Consider the following 19,548-nt stretch of genomic DNA (forward strand, 5'->3'; position numbering starts at 1 on the left):
GGCGCGGCGCGCGCCTTCAGCCGCCCGGGCGGGCGCGCAGGACGGGCGCCACGTGGCGGGCGAAGAGTTCGCAGGTCTGCCAGTCGACCGGCGGGCGGGCGCCGAGCAGGAAGTCGCGGACGCCCAGGTCGAGGTAGGGACGCAGCCGCTCGACGCACTGCTGCGGCGTGCCGACGACCACGTACTCCGACCACACCGGTGAGTCGGCTCCGATACGGCGCCGCAGGTCCTCGGCGCGTGCGTGTGCGGCCGCCTCGTCCTCGGCGAGCACGGCCCGGAACGTCACCGACTTCCGGATGTCGGCGGGGTCGCGGCCGACGGCGTGGCAATGGCCGGCCAGGACCCCCAGGAGGCGCCGGTAGGTGTCAGGGGTGCCGGCCAGCGTGTTCCACACGTCGGCGTGCTCGGCGACGACGCGCAGGGTCCGCTTCTCCCCTTCGCCTCCGATCACCAGTGGCAGGCGTGGCTGGAGGGGGCGGGGCTCCAGACGGGCCTCTCGGAGGCGGAAGTGATCGCCCTCGAAGGTCACCGGTCCGCCGCTCCACAGGCCCCGCAGCACGCGGCACGCCTCGTCCAGCATGTCCAGGCGCGTCCCGGCCGGCGGGAACGGGACGCCGTACTGCTCGTAGGCGAGATCGGGGCCGGCCGCGCCGACCCCGAACTCCAGGCGGCCGCCCGAGACGTGGTCGATGGTCGCGGCAGCGGCGGCGGCCAGCGCGGGGTGCCGCCAGGTCACCGCCGAGACCAGCACGGCGCAGCGGACCCGGCTGGTGCGCGCCGCCAGCGCCGAGAGCAGGGACAGCCCTTCGAGGCACGGCCCGGCGGGGCCGCCGAGGGGTGGCCGGAAGTGGTCGAAGACCGACACCCAGTCGTAGCCGAGCTCCTCGGCCCGCTGCCACAGGGCGAGTGCCTCACCGAAGGTGCGGTACTGCTGGCCGGAATGGATGCCGACGCGGACGGCGTCTCCATGGATCTGCATCGATGTGCGCTCCGTACGAGGTCGGTGAGGAGGGTCTGATCAGCGCGCCGGCTGTTCCCGGAGCCCGCGGACCGCCTCGGTGACGGTGCGGATGCTCCGCATCACCTCCGGTGTCACGGCGTCCGCGGGAAACCGGACGGCGAAGGTGTCCTCCAGGTCGACGACGAGGGCCGCCACGGCGAGGGAGGTGAGGCCCAGTGACGTCAGTTCCGCGTCCGGGTCGAGTGCGCCGGCCGGGCCGTCCGCGCTCGCCCGGCGGTGCACGGCCTGGGCGACGGAGTGCATGAGGGAGTCCATGGGGATGTGCCCTTCGTCGGTGAAGACTTCTTGGGTGGCACGGTCAGCGGACCGAGAAGTGGTGGACCGTCCGGTGGCGGTACGTCTCACCCGGATCGAGCCGGACGGGAGGGTAGTCGTCGCGGTTGGGTGCGTCGGGCAGGGCACCGGCCTCCAGGCAGATCCCGGACCGCCGCCGGCCCGTGAACCCGTCGGCCGTGTACACCCCCAGCGCCGGCTGGTCGGTGACGACGCGCATCGCGCGTCCCGATGCCGGGTCGTGGAGTTCGGCCGCCCACCGCGGGTCGTCCAGGACGAAGCAGTTGTCCACCGCCCGGCCGGCGAGTTTCCTGGGCAGCCGGTGGTCGAGTTCGCCGCCGGTGATGTCGGCGGGCGGCCCGGGCAGCGGGACGAGTTCGTCGTCGAAGGCGGTGACGCGGGTGGAGTTCACCGTGAGCAGGTGGTCGTCGATGGTCCCCGTCCCGGACAGGTTCCAGAAGGCGTGGTTGGTGAGGCTCACGACCGTGCTCGCCGTCGTCGTCGCCCGGTAGGCGAAGGTCAGCAGACCTTCGGGCGCCACCTCGTAGACGACCTCGGCGGACAGGGCTCCGGGGTAGCCCTGGTCGCCGTCCGGGCTCTCCAGCCGCAGGCGGAGGGCGAGCGCGTCGCCGCGGTACTCGGGCCGCGCGTCCCACACGTAGCGGTCGAATCCGGTGGTCCCGCCGTGGATGTGGTGGCGCCCGTCGTTGCGGTCGAGTCGGTGTTCGACGCCGTCGAGCCGCAGCCGGCCGTCCGCGACACACCGGCAGTACCGGCCGACGGTCGAGCCGACGTAGGGGTTGCGCGCCCGGTCCTGGTAGCTGTCCAGGTCCGGCAGGCGCACCACCACGTTGTCCGTGCGGCCCTCCCGGTCGGGCACCAGGACCTCGACGAGGCCTGCGCCGTAGGTCCACACCGTGACCGCAAGACCCTCGCCGCTGTCGAGGGTGTAGGCGTCGACGCGGGTGGGGCCCTGGCCCGCGTGTCCGGTGGTGGTGCCGACCGTTTCGCACCGTAGCGTCGTCGCCATGTCAGCCGCCCCTCTTCGGGCCGACGGCCGACGGCCGCAGTGTTCTTTGCAGGTGGGTGCGGCGCCTGCCCTCGCCGTCGTCGAGCGTGGGCCCGTGCTGACCGAAACCCAGCAGGGCGAGCAGGGACCGCGTGCCCGGAAGGTCGGGGTTCACCTGTGCGCGCAGCACGTCACCGCCGGCCTCGGCCGCCGTCTCGACGGCGCGCCGCACGCACCGTTGCCCGACCAGGGCCCCGGAGGCCAGCCACTCGGGTGCCACCGCCAGCCTCGACAGGTACAGCGGTTGTTCGGCGGGCGGATACACGGTGTCGTCGACGCCGGAGGGAGGCCGGCGTGTCAGCGTGAACATCCCGACGGCGTCGGTGCCGTGCCGCAGCAGGTGTACGGAGCCGGACTCCACCAGGTGCCGGGTCGACGCGGAGCTGCGGTGCGGTGCGGCGGTCGCGGAGGCTGTCGCCTGGTGGGCGTCGCAGGCACACAGCAGCGCGTGCACCTCGTCGGCGTCGGTGGCGACCTCCCAGCGCCAGGCGGTGTACGGCGTGCGCCGAGAGGACCAAGGGGGTGGGTCGACCGGTGTCATCGCTCCCCCTCAGCGTCCGCCGAGCCGCACGGTGACGGTCTTGGGTCGCTGGTAGTCGGCGAGGGCGAGGACGCTCATGTCCGTGCCCCGTCCGGAGCCGCCGCGCCCGCCGTGCGGCAGCTCGGCGCTCTGGTCGAGGTGGCAGTTGATCCAGACCTCCCCGGCGTTCAGCTCACCGGCCAGGTCCACGACGGTCGCCGTGTCGGAACCCCACACGCTCGCGGCGAGAGCTTGCGGTACGGAGTTGGCGAGCGCCACGGCCTCGGCGGGTCCGTCCGCGGCCTGGACCGTCAGGACGGGTGCGAACACCTCTTCGACCACCGCGGGATCGTCGGGCGCGAGGTCGGCCAGGATCCGGCCGGGCCGCCAGTAGCCGCCCTCCTCCCCCGCTGCCGGTGCCAGGCCGGCGACGTGGTCGACTCCCGCCGAACTGCTCGCGAGGATCCGGTCGTAACGGGCGGCCTGGTCGGGGTTGTTGAGCGGACCGAAGTCGACGCCCGCACGCCGGCCGCTCATCGCCTTGGCCAGGTCTTCGACGATCCGGTCGTGGTTCTCCCGCAGGGTGATCACTCGGGCGGGAGCCGCGCAGCTCTGTCCGGCGTTGTAGACGGCGGCGGCCACGAGGGCCTCGCAGGTGTCCGGCGGGGCGTCCGGCAGGACCACGGCGGGGCAGTTGCCCCCGAGTTCCAGGCTCAGTCCGCGCAGCCCGGCACGGGCGGCGACGTCGCGGCCGCCGGCCTCGCTCCCCGTGAACGCCACCACGTCGACGTCCGCGGCCACCAGCAGACGCCCGGTGTCACGGTCTCCCGGCACGGTGCGCAGCACGTCGTGGCCGAGGGTCTCCGCCGCGTCCCGCGCGAGCAGCAGGGCGGTGTCGGGGGTGGTCAGGGCCGGCTTGAGGACGACGGTGTTCCCCGCGGCGAGCGCCGGTGCGATGCGCCAGGCAGCCATCATCAGGGGGTAGTTCCAGGGCACGACGGCCGCGACGACACCGGCCGGCTCCCAGCGCACCCAGCTCTCCCGGTCCGCCATGCGGCGGCCGGCGGCGGGAGCCGTGTCGGCACGCAGCGCGCCCGCGTAGAAGCGCAGCAGGTCGGCACACTGCTCGACCTCGCCGGCCGCGTCGGCCTCGGGTTTCCCGGTGCCGGCCCGTTCCGCCCGCGCGTACTCCCCGGTCCGCTCCTCGATCAGGTCGGCGAGGCGCAGCAGGCGCCGCGCCCGGTGCCGGGGGGTGAGGGCGGCCCACGCGGGCTGGGCGGCCCGGGCGGCGCTCACCGCGTCCGTGACCGCCGCCTCGCGGCCGGGAACGGTGCGGAGGCGTTCCCGGCCGGTGCGGGGGTCGGTCAGGACCACTTCCGTCGCGTCCGTCTGTGAAATCGTCGGCATCGTCGGCTTCTCGTCTTCCTCGTCGGTGCGTTGCGCGTCTCTAACGGCCGGTCTCGGCACTAGCGGGCTGTTCTGCGCCCGGGGATCGCTCGGCGGCCTCGGCCCGCCCGGCCGTAGCGGAGTGCTCGGCGACCTCGGACCGCTCCGTGGCTTCGGACCCCTCCATGGCCTCTGACCGCTCCGCGGCCTCCGACCGTTTGGCGGCCACGAACGCGGCGATGCGGTCCGCCGAGCGGAAGTGGTCGCGGGAGAGGTCCCGCGCGACGACGGCGATGCCGAACTCCCTCTCCAGGGCCGCGAACAGCCGCAGGTATCCGATGGAGTCGAGCAGCCCGGCGTCGACCAGATCGGTGTCGGCGGCGGGTACGTCGATGTACAGGTCTTCGCGCAGAAGGTCCATGACGCGAGGCGTGAACTGGGCAGGGGTCCGGGTCACGAGAGGCTCCTTGTGGACGACGCCGGGGCGGAAGGTGGGGCGGCGGGGTCCAGCAGTGCGGCGAGTTCACGGCGGAGGACCTTGCCGGTGCGCGTACGCGGGATCGCGTCGAGCACGACGATGCGGCGGGGCCGGGCGGTCGCCCCGAACACGTCCGCGAGCGCGGACCGTACGACGGGCACCGCATCCGTTCCGGCCACCGGTACGACGGCCGCCACGACCTCCTCGCCGAGGAAGCGGTGCGGCAACGCCGCGCAGGCCGCGTCACGGACCTGCGGCACGCCGTGCAGCACGCGGTCCATCTCGTCCAGGGAGACCGTCTCGCCGCCGACCTTGGCAATGTTCTTGCGCCGCCCGGTGACGACGACGAAGGTCCTCCCCGAGTCGGGGTCGGTCACCTCCCTGCCCAGATCCTGGGTGTGGAACCAGCCTTGCCCGAACGCCTCGTCCGTGGCCGGTCCGTTGCCCTCGTAGCGGGACATCACGTTGTGGCCGCGCACGCAGATCTCCCCCACCTCACCGGGGGCGGCCCGCTCCCCGTGCGGCGTCAGCACCGCCACCTCGTTGCCGTACAGGGCCGTACCGATGGACGGGATGTCCGTGTCGAGCATGAGGCGCCGGTAGGCGTCTTCGGAGAGGTCCGCGGGAAGCGTGGTGGAGAAGTTCACCGTCTCCGTGAGCCCGTAGCCCTGGAGCACGCGAGCGCCCGTCCGGTCCGCGACGGCCCTGGCCGTCCGGGGGGTGAGGGGGGCGGCGGCGGAGACGAAGTAGTCGAATGCGCTGGGGAGTTCGGGTCGGCGCCAGGTCTCCAGCAGAGCTTCCAGGATGCTGGGTACGACGCTGGCGATCCGCGGCCGGAAGCGCTCGACCAGCCGTGGATAGAGCAGGGGGTCGAAGCCGGGGGCGAGCAGGACGTGGGCGCCGGCCGCGAGAACGCCGAGGACCGTGAAGTGCAGTCCGTTCACGTGGTGGACGGGCAGGCATCCGAGCACCCGGTGGCCGGGGCGCAGCCCGTGGTGGCGCCGCAGGGCCTCGGCGTTGACGGCGGCGTTGTAGTGGGACTGGGCGACCAGCTTGGCGGCCGCCGTGGACCCGGAGGTGGCGAAGAAGAGGGCGTCGCCGTCCGGGTCGAGCGGCGGGTCGGTCCACGCGTCCGCCCGGTCCTCCAAGGTGCCCGGGTCGGGCAGGACGAACGCCTCCGGCAGGGCGTCGGCGGGTACGGCGGCCGGCCTCAGCACCACGTGCGCTCCGGCCGCCTCCGTCTGCCGGCGTCTGCGGCCGGCCGGGTCCTGGGGGCCGAGCAGCAGCAGCCCGCACCCGGCGCGCAGCACCGCCAGGGCCGCGAGGACCGACGCCGCGTCGTTGACCGGGGCGAGGGCGACGGTGTCTCCCGGCCGGACCGAGAGGTCCGCACGCAACCGGGCGGCCAGGCGGCGGCTCAGCACGTCGGCGTCGCCGTAACTGAGCGTGTCGGTGTCTCCGCCGTCCGTAAGGGTGCTCAGGAACGGGGCGTTCGGCCGGACCCGGGCGTGGTGGGCGAGCGAGGACAGGATGGTGGGGTGGGGGGTCAACCTGCTGTGCAGGGGCGTTCCGAGGTAGGTGTGGGCGCGGTCGGAGTCGGAGCGGGCGAGGGGGGTCATGGCTCACCCGAACCGGTGCGGGGAGTGCGGGCAGCCCTTGGCCGCGAGCTCTTCGCCGCTCGCGCCGCGGATGTCGCAGAGCCGGCAGGTGATCTCGCCGAGGTCGCTCAGGAGCGCCGTGTAGGCCGTCAGCTCCTGCCGTTCCGGACTGTCCAGGTGCCGGTGGGGTGCGCCCACAGAAAGGATCATGTGGTCGGAGATGGCGCCCACCGCGTGCGGGACGGCGCCCTGGACCATGTAGACCTGGCCGGGGCGGGTCTCCACGATCTCCCCGGCCACCGAGATCGTCCCGCTGCCCGCCAGGACGAACAGCAGGTGGTCACCGGGGTGGGTGTGCGGGGCGAAGCCGCTGCCCGCGGGCACGTGCAGGATGTCCGCACCCACGTGCCCGCTCGACAGCAGCGAGTGTCCTGTCGCGTCGGCGGTCTTCGACACCCGCGTGGGGCCGGGTGCGACCTCGATGCCGAGCTGCTGGGTGTTCCCGTCCAGTCCGAGGTCGGCGGCCCAGTCGCAGATCAGCAGGGGCGCGGTCGGTGTGCCGTCCGCGGCGGGACGCCGGTCGGGCGGGACCTCGCCGGCCTTCGCGCGCCCGAAGACCGCGAGCAGCTGCCGTGCTTTGGCCTCCCGCTCGGCGGGCGCGGTGTTGTGCAGTTCCTCGGTCAGCATGTCGATGACCTGCTGGGTGGGCAGGCCCTGCATCGTCTCGGTCACGGCGTTCCTTCGGTGTCATGGGTGTGATTGCGGACGTGGTCCCCGACGGCCGTCGGTGCGGCGGGCCGGCCTCGGGGGTGCCGGCCCGCGGCGAACGGCTCGCGTCGCAGCCGTCGGGCGAGGTGGTGTGCGAGGGGTGCGGCGAACAGGTGGTAGAGAAGGGGCGAGAACTCCTCCCGGACCCGTCCGCTGACGGGCAGGACCGCCCCGTCGTCCCGCGCGGCGTCCGGGTGGTCCTCCGGTGCGACGAGGACGACCCGCCGCCCCAGGGCGGCGGCCCGCTCGGCGACCCGCGTGGCGTGTCCCTGGGAGCGGCCGGGCGGGGCCATCACGAAGGTGGGCATGTCCAGTGGGTGGGCGAACCGTTCGACGTGGCACCACTCCTCCAGGTCCTGCCCGAAGGAGAAGACCCCGGAGGTCTCGATCACCTTCGCCGCGCAGTAGAGGGCGGTTCCGTGGGAGGGGCCGCTGCCGAGCACGGCCAGCACGGCGGTGTCGGCGATCCGGTCGGCGAGCGTCGCGCACCGGCCTGTCAGGCCGAGGACGGTGGCCTCGACGGGGTCGGCGAGCGCCTTCAGTTCGCGTCGCAGGGCGCTCGCGCGCTGTCGGTCGAGCCGTCCGCGCGCCTCACCGAGCCGGATGGCGGTCAACAGGGCGCCCAGGAGGCTGGCCTGGTAGGTGCGCACCCCCGGCGAAGGCTCCTGACCCGGCAGTTCCACCAGGACGGCCGCGTCGGCCGCACGGGTGAGCGGGCTCCCCGGTGTCCCGGTCAGGGCGACGACCGTCGCGCCGGCCGCACGGGCGCGCTCGGCCGACCGCACGACGAGCGGGGTCCGGCCCGACGCGGAGACGGCGATCATCAGCTCGGTGGCGGGTACCGGCAGGCCGTAGTCCGCGAAGGACAGCGCGCTCACCGGCCGGCAGGGCACCCCGGCCAGCGACTCGAAGGCCATCCGGACGGCGTGCGCGGCATGGTAGGAATCGCCGTCGCCCACTACGGAGACCGATCCGACCTCCGCCCACCGCTCGGGGGACGGCAGGGAGCGTACCTGCTCGTCGAACACGTCCAGGTGCAGGCGGATGTCGTCGGCGAGCGAGCCCGCCTGTCGGAGCATCACGTCGGCTGGTCCCGGGCGCACTTCGGCCGCCGTCGGCCCGGGGCGCCGGCTCACCCCGGTCATCGGGGAAGCCCCCGCACGATGTCGACGTAGCGGCGTACCCGGTCCGGGTCGATCGCGCCGCCCCAGCCACCCTGCTCCAGGCAGGTGCCGACGAACGCCCCGTCCGCCGCGGCCAGCAGCCGCGCGGCGTTGTCGTGGTCGGTGTGCCCGGCCAGGATGACGGGCATGTCGGGGACGGCGTCGCGTACTTCGGCGATCATCGCCAGTACCGTGCGCTCGTCGGGGTGCGACAGCGCCACCGACCCCGCTCCGGCGGTCCGGGCGGCGCGCGCGACCTCGCCGATGGTCCTGCCCCCGCCGAACCAGCTGAAGTGCATCGAGTCGATCTCGGCGACGATCCCGATGTCCTCGGCACCGATCCGGCGGCGATACGTCATCACGTCCAGCGGATCGGCTCGTACCATGCCGTCGGCCGTGAGGGTCTGGCCGACCAGGGCGCCGGCCCGGATGTAACTGCCGCCCGCCACCCGGACGACGGCGAGGGACGCCTTGAGCGCGTTGCGCATCATCTGGACGCCGATGCGGAAGCGCCCACCCGTCGCTTCGGTGACCGCCCGCACGATCAGGCCCGTCGCCACGGTGCGTGCCGGGTCGGACTCGTCCGCGGGACTGTAGACGCGGTCCGCCGTCTGGATCAGGCAGCCGTCCGCGCCGCCCTCGTAGAGGGCCCTCGCGGACGCGACCGCGGTGTCGAGGATGCGGGGGAAGGTGCCGTCCTCGTGGAAGGGGGTGCCGGGCAGCGGGGCCAGGTGCACCATGCCGAGGACCAGCTTGGGCCCTCCCGGCGTCGTCCAGGTCTCCATGTGTCTCCTTCTGCGTGGGGTGCCCGTCAGGTGCCGGCCGTGACGCCGAGGCCGGCGCCCAGACGGCCGATGGCGGGCGACAGTTCGTCCCAGGGCCGTGCGGTGGTGATCCGCATGACCCCGCCGGAGAAACAGAAGGTGAGGATGCCGGGGAAGACGGAGACCCCGGTCTCGCGCAGCAGGTCGCGAAAGCACCGGTAGGAGTCGTCCCATTCCGGGAAGTTCACCGTCGTGTTGATGGAGAACCGCGGCGGCAGCACCAGCCCGGAGGTCTCGGTCAGCCGGACCGTGGCCGCGTCGCGCAGCGTGGTCAGGTCCCGGGCACGCCGGATCCGCTCCGTGCGGTAGCCCTGGTAGGCGTTGCGCAGCCGCTCGACGTCCAGACCGTAGGACGCCTCGAACTCCTTGACCTCAGCCGGTCCCGGTTCCCGCACACCGGTGATGAGCCACCGCTCCATGCGCGCCAGCACCTCCACCACCGTGTAGAGGAAGGACGGCGGCCCTCCGAAGGACGAGGACGCGTACTCGTAGTACTCGTCGATGAAGGCGGGGGCGGCGAGGAACCATCCGGCCTTCAGGCCCGGCGCGGACCAGGTCTTGGCGAGGCTGGACACGCGGACCACGTTCGGGGCGGTGCGGGCGGGTGAGCGCTCCTGGTAGTCGCCCAGCCACTCGTGGCACTCGTCGAGCACGATGACGGTGGACGGGGAAGCGGCACGGATCAGTCGCGCGAGGCCGTCCTCGGTGACGGCCGCTCCGGTGGGATTGCCCACGGTCTGGAGCAGGACGAGCGGGGTGGTGGGGGTCAGGGCCGCGATGAGGGGCTCGACCGAGGTCGTACCGCCCTCACTCGCGAGCGGCACCAGCCGCACCGGGTGGCGACGGGCGACCGTCTCGACCAGGGGCGGGTAGTTGGGGATCGCGCACAACGCCGGGGACGCGGGCCGCCGGCCCCCGTGCAGCACGAAGTCCGCCAGCGTGCTGACGGCGAAGGTGCCGCCCATGGTCAGCGCGACGTGCTCCGCTCCGTACTGCGCACCGGCGATGCGGGCGTTCTCGTACGCGGCGATCGCCTCGCGGGCCGGGAAGCGGCCCCGCGAGTCGGAATAGCCGTACCAGTCCCGGTCGAGCGCGTAGCGCAGGCACTCCTTGAGGCTCTGCGGCAGCCCCCACCTCTCCTCGTCCACCGCTCCGCCGGAGAGGATGAAGCGGGCGTTGTCCCTCAGGCCGCCGTAGAGGTCGTCGCGGAAGAAGAAGTTGAACATCTCCTTGACGAAGCGGACCGTCGCCCGGGAGCCGAGCACCTCGTCCGCTCGGACCGGCCGCAGCGGGCGGCTCGCGCGCCATCTCTCGGCCAGCGCGAGGTGCCGGGCGTGACGTCCCAGTTCGTGCTCGACCCGGCCCAGCCACAGATCGCGCAGTTCCAGGGGGTCCTCGGGGTCGCGCGCCCGGGCGTAGACGTCGAGGACGCGCTCGTCGAGGGCGGGGACGAAGGCGTCGCGTATGCGCGTGGGGTCCGGTGGACGGGCCGCTGTGTCGCGGGCCTCCTGCGGCACGTGGGACGGCCGCAGGGGCGGGACTGAGTCGAAGAGTCTCATTCGCTTCTCGGGTAGAGGTCGCGGGAGGGGCGAAGCGGGGGTCGGGGCGCCGTGGATCACAGGATCCGCAGGCGCTTCAGGTGCCGCCGCCCGCTCACGGGCGCGGCCGGGCCGGCTGTTCTGCCGTGGAAGTGGTACGTGTTGTCGATGACGACGAGCAGTCCTCGCCGCCACACCACCCCTGTCGCCGCCTCGGGGGTGTACATGGCCGCGAGCAGCTCGCCGAGGGCGGCGTCCACCGCCGCCGGGTCGGTGTCCGGTCCCGTGTACGACCACCGCAGCTCCTGGTCGGCGAAGTCGCGGAAGGAGAAGACCCAGTGCCCGTCGACGCGTCGGGCGATCGGCGGTGCCTGCGGGCTGCGGAGGTAGCGCGTGTGCGAGAGCAGGTCGAGCGTCCGCGGCGCGAGCCTGCGCGCCACGTCCCTCATGGGGACGAGCACGGTCCTGGCGCCCTCGGCGTCGTCGCCGGGGGCCACGCACATGAGCACGATGTAGCGGGGTTGTCTCCCCGCGGGGGCACCGCTGCTCTCGGTGTGCAGGGACAGGTGGTTGCGGGCGAAGGGTTGGAGCGACACGTCCGTGGTGGGGGCGTGTTCGCTGACGAGGTTGAGGACCACCTCCTGCTCCACGTACCGCATCACCGCTGGGTCCGTCTCGGGGACGGCCGTCCCGAGGAAGGCGCCGAGAGCGGTGAACCGGTCGTTGTCCAGCGGCTCTTCGAGCTGGACGGCGGCCACACCCCGGTGCCACAGCTGTTCGCTCACCGCCCGGCGCAGGGTGTCGCGGACGTCGGGGCCGGGGCTCGGCGCGGGCCCGGGGAGCAGCGGCCGCAGGGGGGTGCCGTTGCCGAGCAGTCGCTCGCGTGGCCCGAGGTGGGGGGCCTGTGGTGACGCCAGGAAGGTTCCGTGGATCTGGGCCTCCTTCGCCTGGTGACCGTCCTGCGGAGGCCGTGCGGTGCCGTCCGTACCGGGACGCACGAGGGCCGGCTGTTCCATGGCTCGCTCCTTTCGAAGAGTCAACCGCGTGCTGTCAGGGGGGCGGTGGCACGGGTGCGTTCGGCCCAGGCGACCGCCGGCCGCAGGGCGAGGCCGGCGGCGGCGAACAGGGCGCCGAGCACCAGCCACCCGAGGGCACCGCCCTCGATGACGAGGAAGGTCAGAAGAGTGGGAGCGACCATGGCCGCGGCCCCGTAACCGGTGAAGAAGAAGCCCTGGTACTGACCCTGCCGGTGCGGCGGGGCGAGGCCGAACCCGATGGTCCAGGCAGCCGCTGAGAACACCATCTCGCCGTAGGCGTGCACGGCCCCGGCCAGCAGGAGGAGCACCGCCGAGACCGCCGCCGCGTGTTCGGCGGAGGCGGCGAACAGGACGCACGCGGCGGTCAGCGCGAACCCGGCCCACCGCATGGCGCGGACGGCACGCGGCAGGTCGGGCACGCCCTTGGCGATCCGCACCTGGCAGGCGACCACACTGGCCGTGTTCAGCAGGAACAGCACCGTCACCATCCACCGGGGTGCGCCGGTGTGCCGGGCGATCCACAACGGGACCGCCACCTCCAGCAGCAGCGCGTGCAGGGACAGGACCGCGCTCACCATGGTGACCAGGGCGAAGGGCCGGTCCCGCAGCACGGCCCACCGGTGCTCACCGGCGGTGTCGCCGCCGTCGGTCGCGCTCACCACACGGGGCAGCGTGGTCAGTACGGCGGCCGAGGTGAGGAAGGCCAGGGTGTCCAGGACCAGGACGGTGCGCAGCGCCGAGGCGGTGCCCAGGTGCAGGGCCACGCCGGCCAGTCCGGCCCCCACCGCGACGCCGACGTTGGTGACGGACCGCAGGTAGGCCCGCGTGACCAGCAGGTCCGCGCCGTCCAGGGTGCCCGCGATCACGGCCTGGAGGGCGGCCCTGCTGCCCCTCTCCGTCACCACGAACGCACAGGCCACGAGGAGGAACTGGGCGAAGGAGCCGACCAGCAGATAAGCACCGGCCGCGGCCCCGTTCAGAGCGATCAGCACCGCCGTCGTCTCGCGCGGGCCGCGGCGGTCGGCCAGGTGTCCGAGCGGGACGCCGGCCGGCAGGCCCACGGCTCCGGCGACCGTCAGCCCCAGACCCCACTGCGTGACGGACAGCCCGGCCACCGTGGTGAAGTAGAGGGCCGAGCACGTCATGAACGCGCCCTGGCCCATGGTCATCAGCAGGGTCGCCACGGCCAGGACACGGCTCGGGCCCGCCGCCGGAACAATTCGACTCAGCACGCGGATCACGTTAGGGAAGCCGCGGGAAGCCACGGGGAATCGTGATCGCGGGCAGTGCGGCCAGGTTGATTGCCCATCGATTACCGGGCGTTTCCCCTGCCGATTGTTACCTTGCCCGTGTCGACGGAACTGTCTGGTCGCGGAATGTACGCGGGGTGCGGCTGCCCAGACCTTGCGGCCGTCCGGCTCATTGTTGTCGCTCTGCCCGTGTCCCCGGCGTGGCCTCTTCGGCGCTGGTGCGCGCGCCTGCCCGGGGCTCGGCGCCCGCGTCCGCCGTATTCCGTCCGGAGCGGGCGAGGAAAGGGGCTGCTCCCGTGCGCCGGTCGGGCGATGCCGGCAAGCCGACGGAAAAGGCTTCCGAAAAGAGGACGTTCATGGGATTCACGTACGGTCGCCGTATCACGCATTGTCCGTACTGCGGACACCCCTACCCGCCGCGTGCCGAATGGCCGCGGGACTGCCTCCGGTGCGGCGAGACCCAGTGGCGGAATCCGTTGCCGGCGGCCGTCGTCCTACAGCCTGTCGTCGACAGCTCCGGGGTGCTCGGCGTGGTCGTGGTCCACCGCACCGTCGCGCCGGGCAGCGGCCGGCCGGCGCTGCCCGGCGGCTACCTGGAGACCGGCGAGAGCTGGCAGGAGGGCGCCGTCCGCGAACTGCGCGAGGAGACCGGTCTGGTGGCCGACGCGCGGCAGGTGTCCCTCTTCGGGGCGAACAGCACCCGCGACACGCTGGAACTCTTCGCCCTGCTGCCGGCCCGCGGGGCGGACACGCTCCCGGAAGCGGCGCCGACGGCCGAGACGGCCGGATGGGTCGTGCTGACCGAGCCGGCCGAGCTCGCCTTCCCCGGGCACACCCGGGCTCTGGCCGCCGTCCTGCGTGGTCCCGGCCCGACCTGCCCGGCCGGGACCACGCGGCTGTCATCGTTCCCGCGCCGACCGCCGACGGCTCACAGGGCCGCCGAGGAGGGCAGGTCGTAGTGGTGACCGGGGAGACGTCCCCGCCCCCTGGTCGCGTTCGCCGTGCGGACGCTGAGCGCCTTCCAGCCCTCGGGCGGCTCCGGACCCACGTGGTAGGCGATGTCGGGTTCGGTCGCCCGGCGGGTGATCTCACAGACCCGTACCTGTCCCTCGGGGGCCATCGTGAGCAACCGGAAGCAGCGGTCCGACACCTCGCCGGTCACGACCGGGGATTCCGGCCGCCCGGGTCGGAAGGAGAGCCACGCGTCCCCGGTCGCCACGGCCACGTGCAGCCGCATGCGGGGCCCGTTCCCCGTGGGACGGTCGTGGAAGCGGTCACGGATGGCGAAGGCGGCCCGCACGGCCCGGTTCGCGGTGTCCCCGGGCAGATCGGTGACACCGAACAGGGCGGAGAAGACGGGCTCCATCGCGTTGCCCGGGACCCCTCCGAAGCGCTCGCTCTCCGTGGCGACGACCCGCTGGAGGTCCCGCATGAGGTCGTGAATCCTCGTCAGGTCCGGTTCGGCGTGCGAACACCGGGCCCAGACGAGCACCACGCTCATCCGCCTGTGTTCCGTCTCCGGCGGACGCTCGGGACCCGGCGCGCCACCGCCTGCCGCGGCGGCGCGTGCCTCCGGCAGGTCGTGTGCGGCCGCGTCGCGGACGTCGGCGTCCGCATGCGTCTCCCCAGCGGCCACGCTGGACTCGTCGGACTCGTCGGACTCCTCGCCGGGCTCCGGCTCGGCCGCCACCCCGTGGGGCGCGGTACCGACGGATCCCGCGGGCCGACCGCCGGTCGCCGCCCGGCCGGGTGCCGCCTGAGCCGGGACGTCGAGCTCCGGCGAGTGGTCGAGGATCGCACGCTCCAGTCTCTGCAACGCGCGGGAGGGCTCCAGACCGTAGACGTCGACCAGTTCACCTCGGATGCGCCGGTAGGCGGCGAGCGCGTCGGTCTGCCGGCCGCAGCGGTACAGCGTCAGCATCAGCTGCCCGCTCAGCCGCTCCCGTGTGGGCTCCGCCGCGGCGGCCGTGGACAACTCACCGAGCACCGCATGGTGGTTGCCGCGGGCGAGTTCGGCCTCGAAGAGATCCTCCAACGCCCCGAGGCGGTCGCTCTCCAGGCGGTCGATCTCCGGCCAGCGCAAGCCGTCCTCGGCGAGATCGGCGAGTGCCGCTCCCCGCCACATGGCCAGTGCCTCGCGCAGCACCCGCGCCGCCGAGTCGTAGGAGCCCGTGCCGAGATCGGCACGCCCCTGCCGCACGGCACTCGTGAAGCGGAACAGGTCGACGGAGGCGGGGTCGACGCGCAGCTGGTAGCCCGGCGGGCACGTCAGCAGGGTCGCCATGGGGTCCAGGCCCGCCGAGGACAGCGAGCGGCGGATGTCGCGCACCGCGTTCTGAAGCATCTTCCGGGCGGTGAGAGGGGTGTCGGCCGGCCACAGCGCACCGAGGAGCTTGCGGGTGGACACCACCCGGTTGGCGTGCAGCAGCAGGTAGGCGACGGTCCGTCGTTTGACCACCCCGCCCAGGGGCAGCGGTGCGCCGTCAACGGACGCCTGAAGGGGCCCCAGCAGGCGGAAGTCCACGGAACCTCACTTTCTGTCGGTCTGGCCGTGCGCCGGATCCTCGGCGGCGGAAAACTCGGGGAGGGCCGGGAACGAACCGGAGCTCACGGGCGCGCGCACCGCGACGCGGGGACCGGCCGTGCCGACAGTGGTGACGGCGGCCGCGTCCGCGGGTCTGTCCTGGCGGGCGTGGCCGGTCACGGCGAGGCCCGCGAGCTGCATCCGGTTGTCGACGCCGGTCTTCGCGCGGATGCGGCGCATGTACGTGTCCACGGTGTGCCGGCTGATGCCCAGCAGTCGGGCGATGGACGGGTAGGTCTCGCCCTGGAGCACGTGGGCCAGCACCTCGCGTTCGCGGAGGCTGAGCGTCACCAGGTGCTCCAGGGGCTGCCGGTCAAGGGGCCTCATCGGCTCCGGTCACTTCTCCTGCTCGAGCGGTGCGGGCTCAAGGGCGCCGTCCCCACCCGGTGTCCGAGTCGTCCGTGTCCGCGACGAGGGCCACGACGGCCGAGGGCGCGGTCGCGGAGAGGGATGTGGAACCGGTCCGGGCGGACGTGTCCTGCGCGTGCGCACCATTGAGGAGGGGAAGCACCGTGGCGATACAGGCAGCCGTGAACAGCAGGGTCTTGCTCATCGAATGGTCTCCAAAGGGCACGATGTCCCGGTGGTGATCAGTGCACCGGGGCTGATCTGGACTGCCCCGAGTATCTCCGCGGACGCCGCTCGGGAGGGCTCGTGGAGGTGCTCACCAACATGCAGACAGCAAGGAGAGGGGGGGACGAATGACGCGAACCAACACCGTGGGGCACACAATTGCGCGGCACGTCGAGATCGCGAGCGACCGGGCTCAGGACCTCCGGAGCGACAGCAGGAGCAGCGGGCAGGAGACGGCGGCTCCGTACAACCGGCACGCGTAGCCCCGCGGTACGTAGGAGACCTCGCCGGCTCGCAGCCTCAGCTCGACACCGGCGGCCGAGGGCGCGACGGGTCCGCCTCGCCGCGCGTCCTTTGACGCCGTGCCCACGGGTGGCCCGTCGGGTCCCGGTCGCCCGATGGCGCACCAGACTCCCCCGCGAAGGGGCAGAAGCAGGGCGCCCCCGTCAGGGTGCTCGCTGGTGACGAAGTCACCGGCGGGCAGGATCCGTTGGTGTGCGTGCACGGCGTGTCCCAGCAGGATCCCCAGATCCCGGGCCAGGCGGTCGGCCGTGGAACCGGCCGGCGCGGGAGACCAGCCCGACCGGCGGGAGCCTCCGGGCACGGGTGCCGCGCGGTCGCGCTGCCGCCCGGCGTCGTAGTCGGCGCCCAGCCGGCCGAGTACGGCCCGGTCGCCCCGTGGCCAGACCAGCGCGGGGTCGCCGCCCCGGTACGCGGTCAGGCACAGCGCGATGTCCTGGAGGAAGGAGTACCAGTCCTTGTCGGGCACCGCTGTCTCTCCCTGTCGACTCGGTCGTCCGCCACCCGCCGACGGCTGTCGGACCGAGCGGGGCGTTCGGCCTCGGCCTCGAAGGCCCGGACACAGGGCACAGGGCTGGACGCTGCCCTGTGCCCTGTGCCCTTGTGCCCGCAGAACCGGGGCGCCTGGAGACCCGGCGGATACGCGTGAACGGGCGGTCCCATGACGGACGCCGGCCCGCGACGCAGCGTGGCCCGCGACGGACGGTGCCCCATCATCCCGCCGCGCCCGGGCGGGCACCAGTCCCGTGCCGACGGTCCCGGAAAGACGGGACACAGGATGCCACCGCCCCGGGCGCCGGGATGTTCCGCAGGAGGTCGGCGCCGGGGCTATTCGGCGTTCCGGGCATCTCCCTCATCCGGCGGCGGGGCCTCCTGCCCCATGAGCTTGTCCGGGGACAGCAGACCGGCGCGGACGGCGAGGACTCCGGCCTGGAACCGGCTCTCCGCACCGAGCCTGTGCATGATGTCGGCCACGTGCTTGCGCGTCGTGCGCAGCGACATGCCCAGCCGCCGGCCGATCGCGGCGTCCTTGTAACCCGCGGCCAGGAGGCGCAGTATCGTGGCGTCCAGTTCCTTGGCCACGGCTTCGAGACCGTCCGCGGCAGCGTCCGAGAAGGGCTGGGCATGGGCCCAGGCGTTCTCGAAGACCGAGCGCAGATAGTCCACCACGGCGGGCTCCCGGATCACGACCGCTCCGGGACCCCCCTCCCGATCGGGGACGAACGCGAGGGCGCGGTCGAAGACGATCAGCCGTCCGAAGGGGTCGTGAACCGTGCGGTACTCGGCGCCGAGCCTGGTCATCATGGCCACGTAGGTCTGGCTCGGCGCGTCGAAACGGGTCGTGTGGTTGTAGATCGCCCGCATGCGCACGCCACGCCCCAGCAGGACCGTGTCCCGGGCCATTGCCTCCTGTAGCACCGCCGGGCGCCGCCCGCCGCCCGGCTGGCTGGTCAGCACCTCCTCCTTGCACTCGGTCGCGGCCTGACTCAGGGCGGCACGGACCTCGTCCACGTGGGGCAGGACCTCGATGGCGGCGGTCTCCGGGCGCCTGCGCACCGTGAAGTGATCGTGCAGTCGGCCGAAGTCGGCGGTGAGCCGGTGCAGTTGCCGCTGATGCCGGTACAGCGAGGCGTGGATCGGAGCCGCGAGCGCGGCGGCGGCGAGACTCGGGTCCACGGGCACCAGGAGCCCGGGGTCCTCCGCGTGTCGACGCACCAGCCCGAGTTCCTCCAGGGTGGCGGCGGCGGCGGACAACTCCCGCTGACCTAGTCCCAGTTCGGAGGCCGACAGCAGGTCCTCCCTGCTTGCCTGTCCGCGTTCAACCAGCCATAAATAGACATTCACATCGTTTTCCGACATACCCCTACTGGAGCTGTAGGAATCGGCTGGCTCGGTCATTTTCACCGTACGTTCCTGTTCTCGCCACGAAGCGGTCCGGGACAGCGACGCCGCACGCACGACTCGAGACCGTTGCGCGCGATCTGACGTGGACGCTCCACCAGTCAAAATACCCCGCGAAGAGTGACGCCCGGCCGCTCGCCGCGGCAGGCCCGCGAGACCGGCCGGCCTCGCGGGTCGCCCGCCTGAGGCCTCATGACAGCCGCCGGCGTTCTTCGTCTCCGCGTTCACCACACTCATCGAGGTGCAAGAGGGCGTGGGCGGTTGCTCCGTTCCGGCGGCGGATGGCGATCCCGGGGGCATCGACGCCGGCCGGCGTCGACCGGCCCCTCGGTAGGGGCTCCCGATCGCCGGCGTGAGACCCCCGGGCCGCAGCGATGGCGTACGCGGACACGGACCTGCGCGGCGGTCTCCGGCAGCCCCCGGTCCCTTTCCAGGGACGTGCTGTCCGCCTGTCGCCGATGCCGTGGGAGCTCGGGCCATACCAGTCCGACGAGGTCCCGGGTCCTCGGAGGAGCAGCGGGGGTGTCCTCGGTTCTCGCGTACGCGCCGGTGGCGACGCGGGCGCGTTCGGGGCCGGTGAGATCGCGGTCGCCGGCGAGGTAGCGGCGGGGGCGGCGGCGGGATGGAAGCCGACGGAATCCTGGCGTGCGGCGGGCGTTGATGCGGTCGCCGCGGAGACATGTGGTGTGCTGCGCCCCTGTAGCCGCAGGTGCCGGAGAAGGCGTTGCCGACCTGCCTCGGCGGGGCCGCGAGCGCGCCTACCGGCCTCCGCACGTCCTCCACCGGATGATGCGGCCGCCAACCCGGCCCGATCCGGCCGTCGTCGGGGCCTGAACCGGGCTGCGAGGCTGGACGTCCCGCCGGGCGAGGGCGCACGGCCCGGCGCCGAGCCGGCCACTGCCGGTGGCGACGGCGGTCGGCTCGCCAGGCGGGACCGCGGTGGGAACGTCCCGCCCGAAGTCGGCTGCGCCGACGCCGGGATGGCGCCGTGGGGCGCGGCGAGGGCCGGCCTGACTCGGCCGCGGCCCCGCGCCGGCCGTCTGCGGGTCGTGACGGTCCGGTCGATGCTCCGTTCTCCGGAAACGGTCGGCTGTCCGCCGGGACCCCGGCGCGGGTGGCGGTGGGCGTCCTGGTGCTGCTGGGGCGGCAGCCGGCCGCCCTGCTGCAACGACCCGAGCGACAGGGTGCCCTCGGCCCGGCGGGCCTCCACCACTCCACGCGGCGCCGCCCCTGCCGGGTCGACGGCGGCCAGCGCCGGGCCGGT

At 73.4% G+C, this 19,548-nt stretch carries 19 protein-coding genes; 1 reads left to right on the forward strand and 18 read right to left on the reverse strand.

What is annotated here, in order from left to right; all coding sequences use genetic code 11:
• Positions 1-16 precede the first annotated feature (16 nt).
• From ACZ5Y0_RS27545 to ACZ5Y0_RS27605, 13 genes are all read right to left on the reverse strand, one after another.
• Complete coding sequence (locus tag ACZ5Y0_RS27545) at positions 17-979, reverse strand: LLM class flavin-dependent oxidoreductase (protein ID WP_469131371.1); 963 nt, start codon at positions 977-979, stop codon at positions 17-19.
• 39 nt (positions 980-1,018) lie between these two features.
• Positions 1,019-1,276, reverse strand: a complete 258-nt coding sequence (locus ACZ5Y0_RS27550; protein WP_469131372.1) for a phosphopantetheine-binding protein — start codon at positions 1,274-1,276, stop codon at positions 1,019-1,021.
• Positions 1,277-1,319: 43 nt separating this feature from the next.
• On the reverse strand, positions 1,320-2,324 hold the full coding sequence (locus tag ACZ5Y0_RS27555) for an aldose epimerase family protein (protein ID WP_469131373.1): 1,005 nt from the start codon (positions 2,322-2,324) through the stop codon (positions 1,320-1,322).
• A gap of 1 nt (position 2,325) precedes the next feature.
• Positions 2,326-2,904, reverse strand: a complete 579-nt coding sequence (locus ACZ5Y0_RS27560) for a hypothetical protein (protein ID WP_469131374.1) — start codon at positions 2,902-2,904, stop codon at positions 2,326-2,328.
• A gap of 9 nt (positions 2,905-2,913) precedes the next feature.
• On the reverse strand, positions 2,914-4,290 hold the full coding sequence (locus ACZ5Y0_RS27565) for an aldehyde dehydrogenase family protein (RefSeq protein WP_469131375.1): 1,377 nt from the start codon (positions 4,288-4,290) through the stop codon (positions 2,914-2,916).
• A gap of 40 nt (positions 4,291-4,330) precedes the next feature.
• The gene (locus ACZ5Y0_RS27570; protein ID WP_469131376.1) at positions 4,331-4,726 is read right to left on the reverse strand and encodes a phosphopantetheine-binding protein; all 396 of its coding nucleotides are present in this window, start codon (positions 4,724-4,726) and stop codon (positions 4,331-4,333) included.
• On the reverse strand, positions 4,723-6,366 hold the full coding sequence (locus tag ACZ5Y0_RS27575) for a class I adenylate-forming enzyme family protein (protein ID WP_469131377.1): 1,644 nt from the start codon (positions 6,364-6,366) through the stop codon (positions 4,723-4,725). Before ACZ5Y0_RS27575 ends, ACZ5Y0_RS27570 begins: the two co-directional genes overlap by 4 nt.
• Positions 6,367-6,369: 3 nt before the next feature.
• The gene (locus ACZ5Y0_RS27580; RefSeq protein WP_469131378.1) at positions 6,370-7,077 is read right to left on the reverse strand and encodes a cupin domain-containing protein; all 708 of its coding nucleotides are present in this window, start codon (positions 7,075-7,077) and stop codon (positions 6,370-6,372) included.
• A complete protein-coding gene (locus ACZ5Y0_RS27585; protein WP_469131379.1) occupies positions 7,074-8,192 on the reverse strand; it encodes an SIS domain-containing protein in 1,119 nt (372 codons plus the stop codon). The genes ACZ5Y0_RS27580 and ACZ5Y0_RS27585 overlap by 4 nt, the downstream gene beginning before the upstream one ends.
• A gap of 62 nt (positions 8,193-8,254) precedes the next feature.
• On the reverse strand, positions 8,255-9,061 hold the full coding sequence (locus tag ACZ5Y0_RS27590) for a BtpA/SgcQ family protein (protein WP_469131380.1): 807 nt from the start codon (positions 9,059-9,061) through the stop codon (positions 8,255-8,257).
• Between the two features lie 26 nt (positions 9,062-9,087).
• Positions 9,088-10,659 (reverse strand): pyridoxal phosphate-dependent aminotransferase, encoded by a 1,572-nt coding sequence (locus ACZ5Y0_RS27595; RefSeq protein ID WP_469131381.1) that lies wholly within the window; start codon positions 10,657-10,659, stop codon positions 9,088-9,090.
• A gap of 56 nt (positions 10,660-10,715) precedes the next feature.
• Positions 10,716-11,654, reverse strand: a complete 939-nt coding sequence (locus ACZ5Y0_RS27600; RefSeq protein ID WP_469131382.1) for a TauD/TfdA family dioxygenase — start codon at positions 11,652-11,654, stop codon at positions 10,716-10,718.
• Between the two features lie 20 nt (positions 11,655-11,674).
• Positions 11,675-12,907 carry an MFS transporter gene (locus ACZ5Y0_RS27605; RefSeq protein WP_469131383.1) on the reverse strand — a complete coding sequence of 411 codons (1,233 nt, stop codon included), beginning with the start codon at positions 12,905-12,907 and terminating at the stop codon, positions 11,675-11,677.
• Between the two features lie 374 nt (positions 12,908-13,281).
• On the opposite strand from ACZ5Y0_RS27605, the gene ACZ5Y0_RS27610 reads away from it, so the two are divergent.
• Complete coding sequence (locus ACZ5Y0_RS27610; protein ID WP_469131384.1) at positions 13,282-13,884, forward strand: NUDIX domain-containing protein; 603 nt, start codon at positions 13,282-13,284, stop codon at positions 13,882-13,884.
• On the opposite strand, the gene ACZ5Y0_RS27615 is transcribed toward ACZ5Y0_RS27610, so the two are convergent.
• The 5 genes from ACZ5Y0_RS27615 to ACZ5Y0_RS27635 form a co-directional block, all read right to left on the reverse strand.
• A complete protein-coding gene (locus ACZ5Y0_RS27615; protein ID WP_469131385.1) occupies positions 13,854-15,449 on the reverse strand; it encodes a BTAD domain-containing putative transcriptional regulator in 1,596 nt (531 codons plus the stop codon). The genes ACZ5Y0_RS27610 and ACZ5Y0_RS27615 overlap by 31 nt on opposite strands.
• A gap of 6 nt (positions 15,450-15,455) precedes the next feature.
• Positions 15,456-15,836 (reverse strand): response regulator transcription factor, encoded by a 381-nt coding sequence (locus tag ACZ5Y0_RS27620; RefSeq protein WP_469131386.1) that lies wholly within the window; start codon positions 15,834-15,836, stop codon positions 15,456-15,458.
• 37 nt (positions 15,837-15,873) lie between these two features.
• Positions 15,874-16,062, reverse strand: coding sequence for a hypothetical protein (locus tag ACZ5Y0_RS27625; RefSeq protein WP_469131387.1), 189 nt, complete (start codon positions 16,060-16,062; stop codon positions 15,874-15,876).
• Between the two features lie 213 nt (positions 16,063-16,275).
• Entirely contained in the window at positions 16,276-16,851 is a 576-nt protein-coding gene (locus ACZ5Y0_RS27630; RefSeq protein ID WP_469131388.1) for a hypothetical protein, read from the reverse strand.
• A 359-nt stretch (positions 16,852-17,210) separates the two neighbouring features.
• Complete coding sequence (locus ACZ5Y0_RS27635; RefSeq protein ID WP_469131389.1) at positions 17,211-18,242, reverse strand: helix-turn-helix transcriptional regulator; 1,032 nt, start codon at positions 18,240-18,242, stop codon at positions 17,211-17,213.
• Between the last annotated feature and the right edge of the window lie 1,306 nt (positions 18,243-19,548).

The organism is Streptomyces sp. NPDC033216 (genome assembly GCF_055577115.1).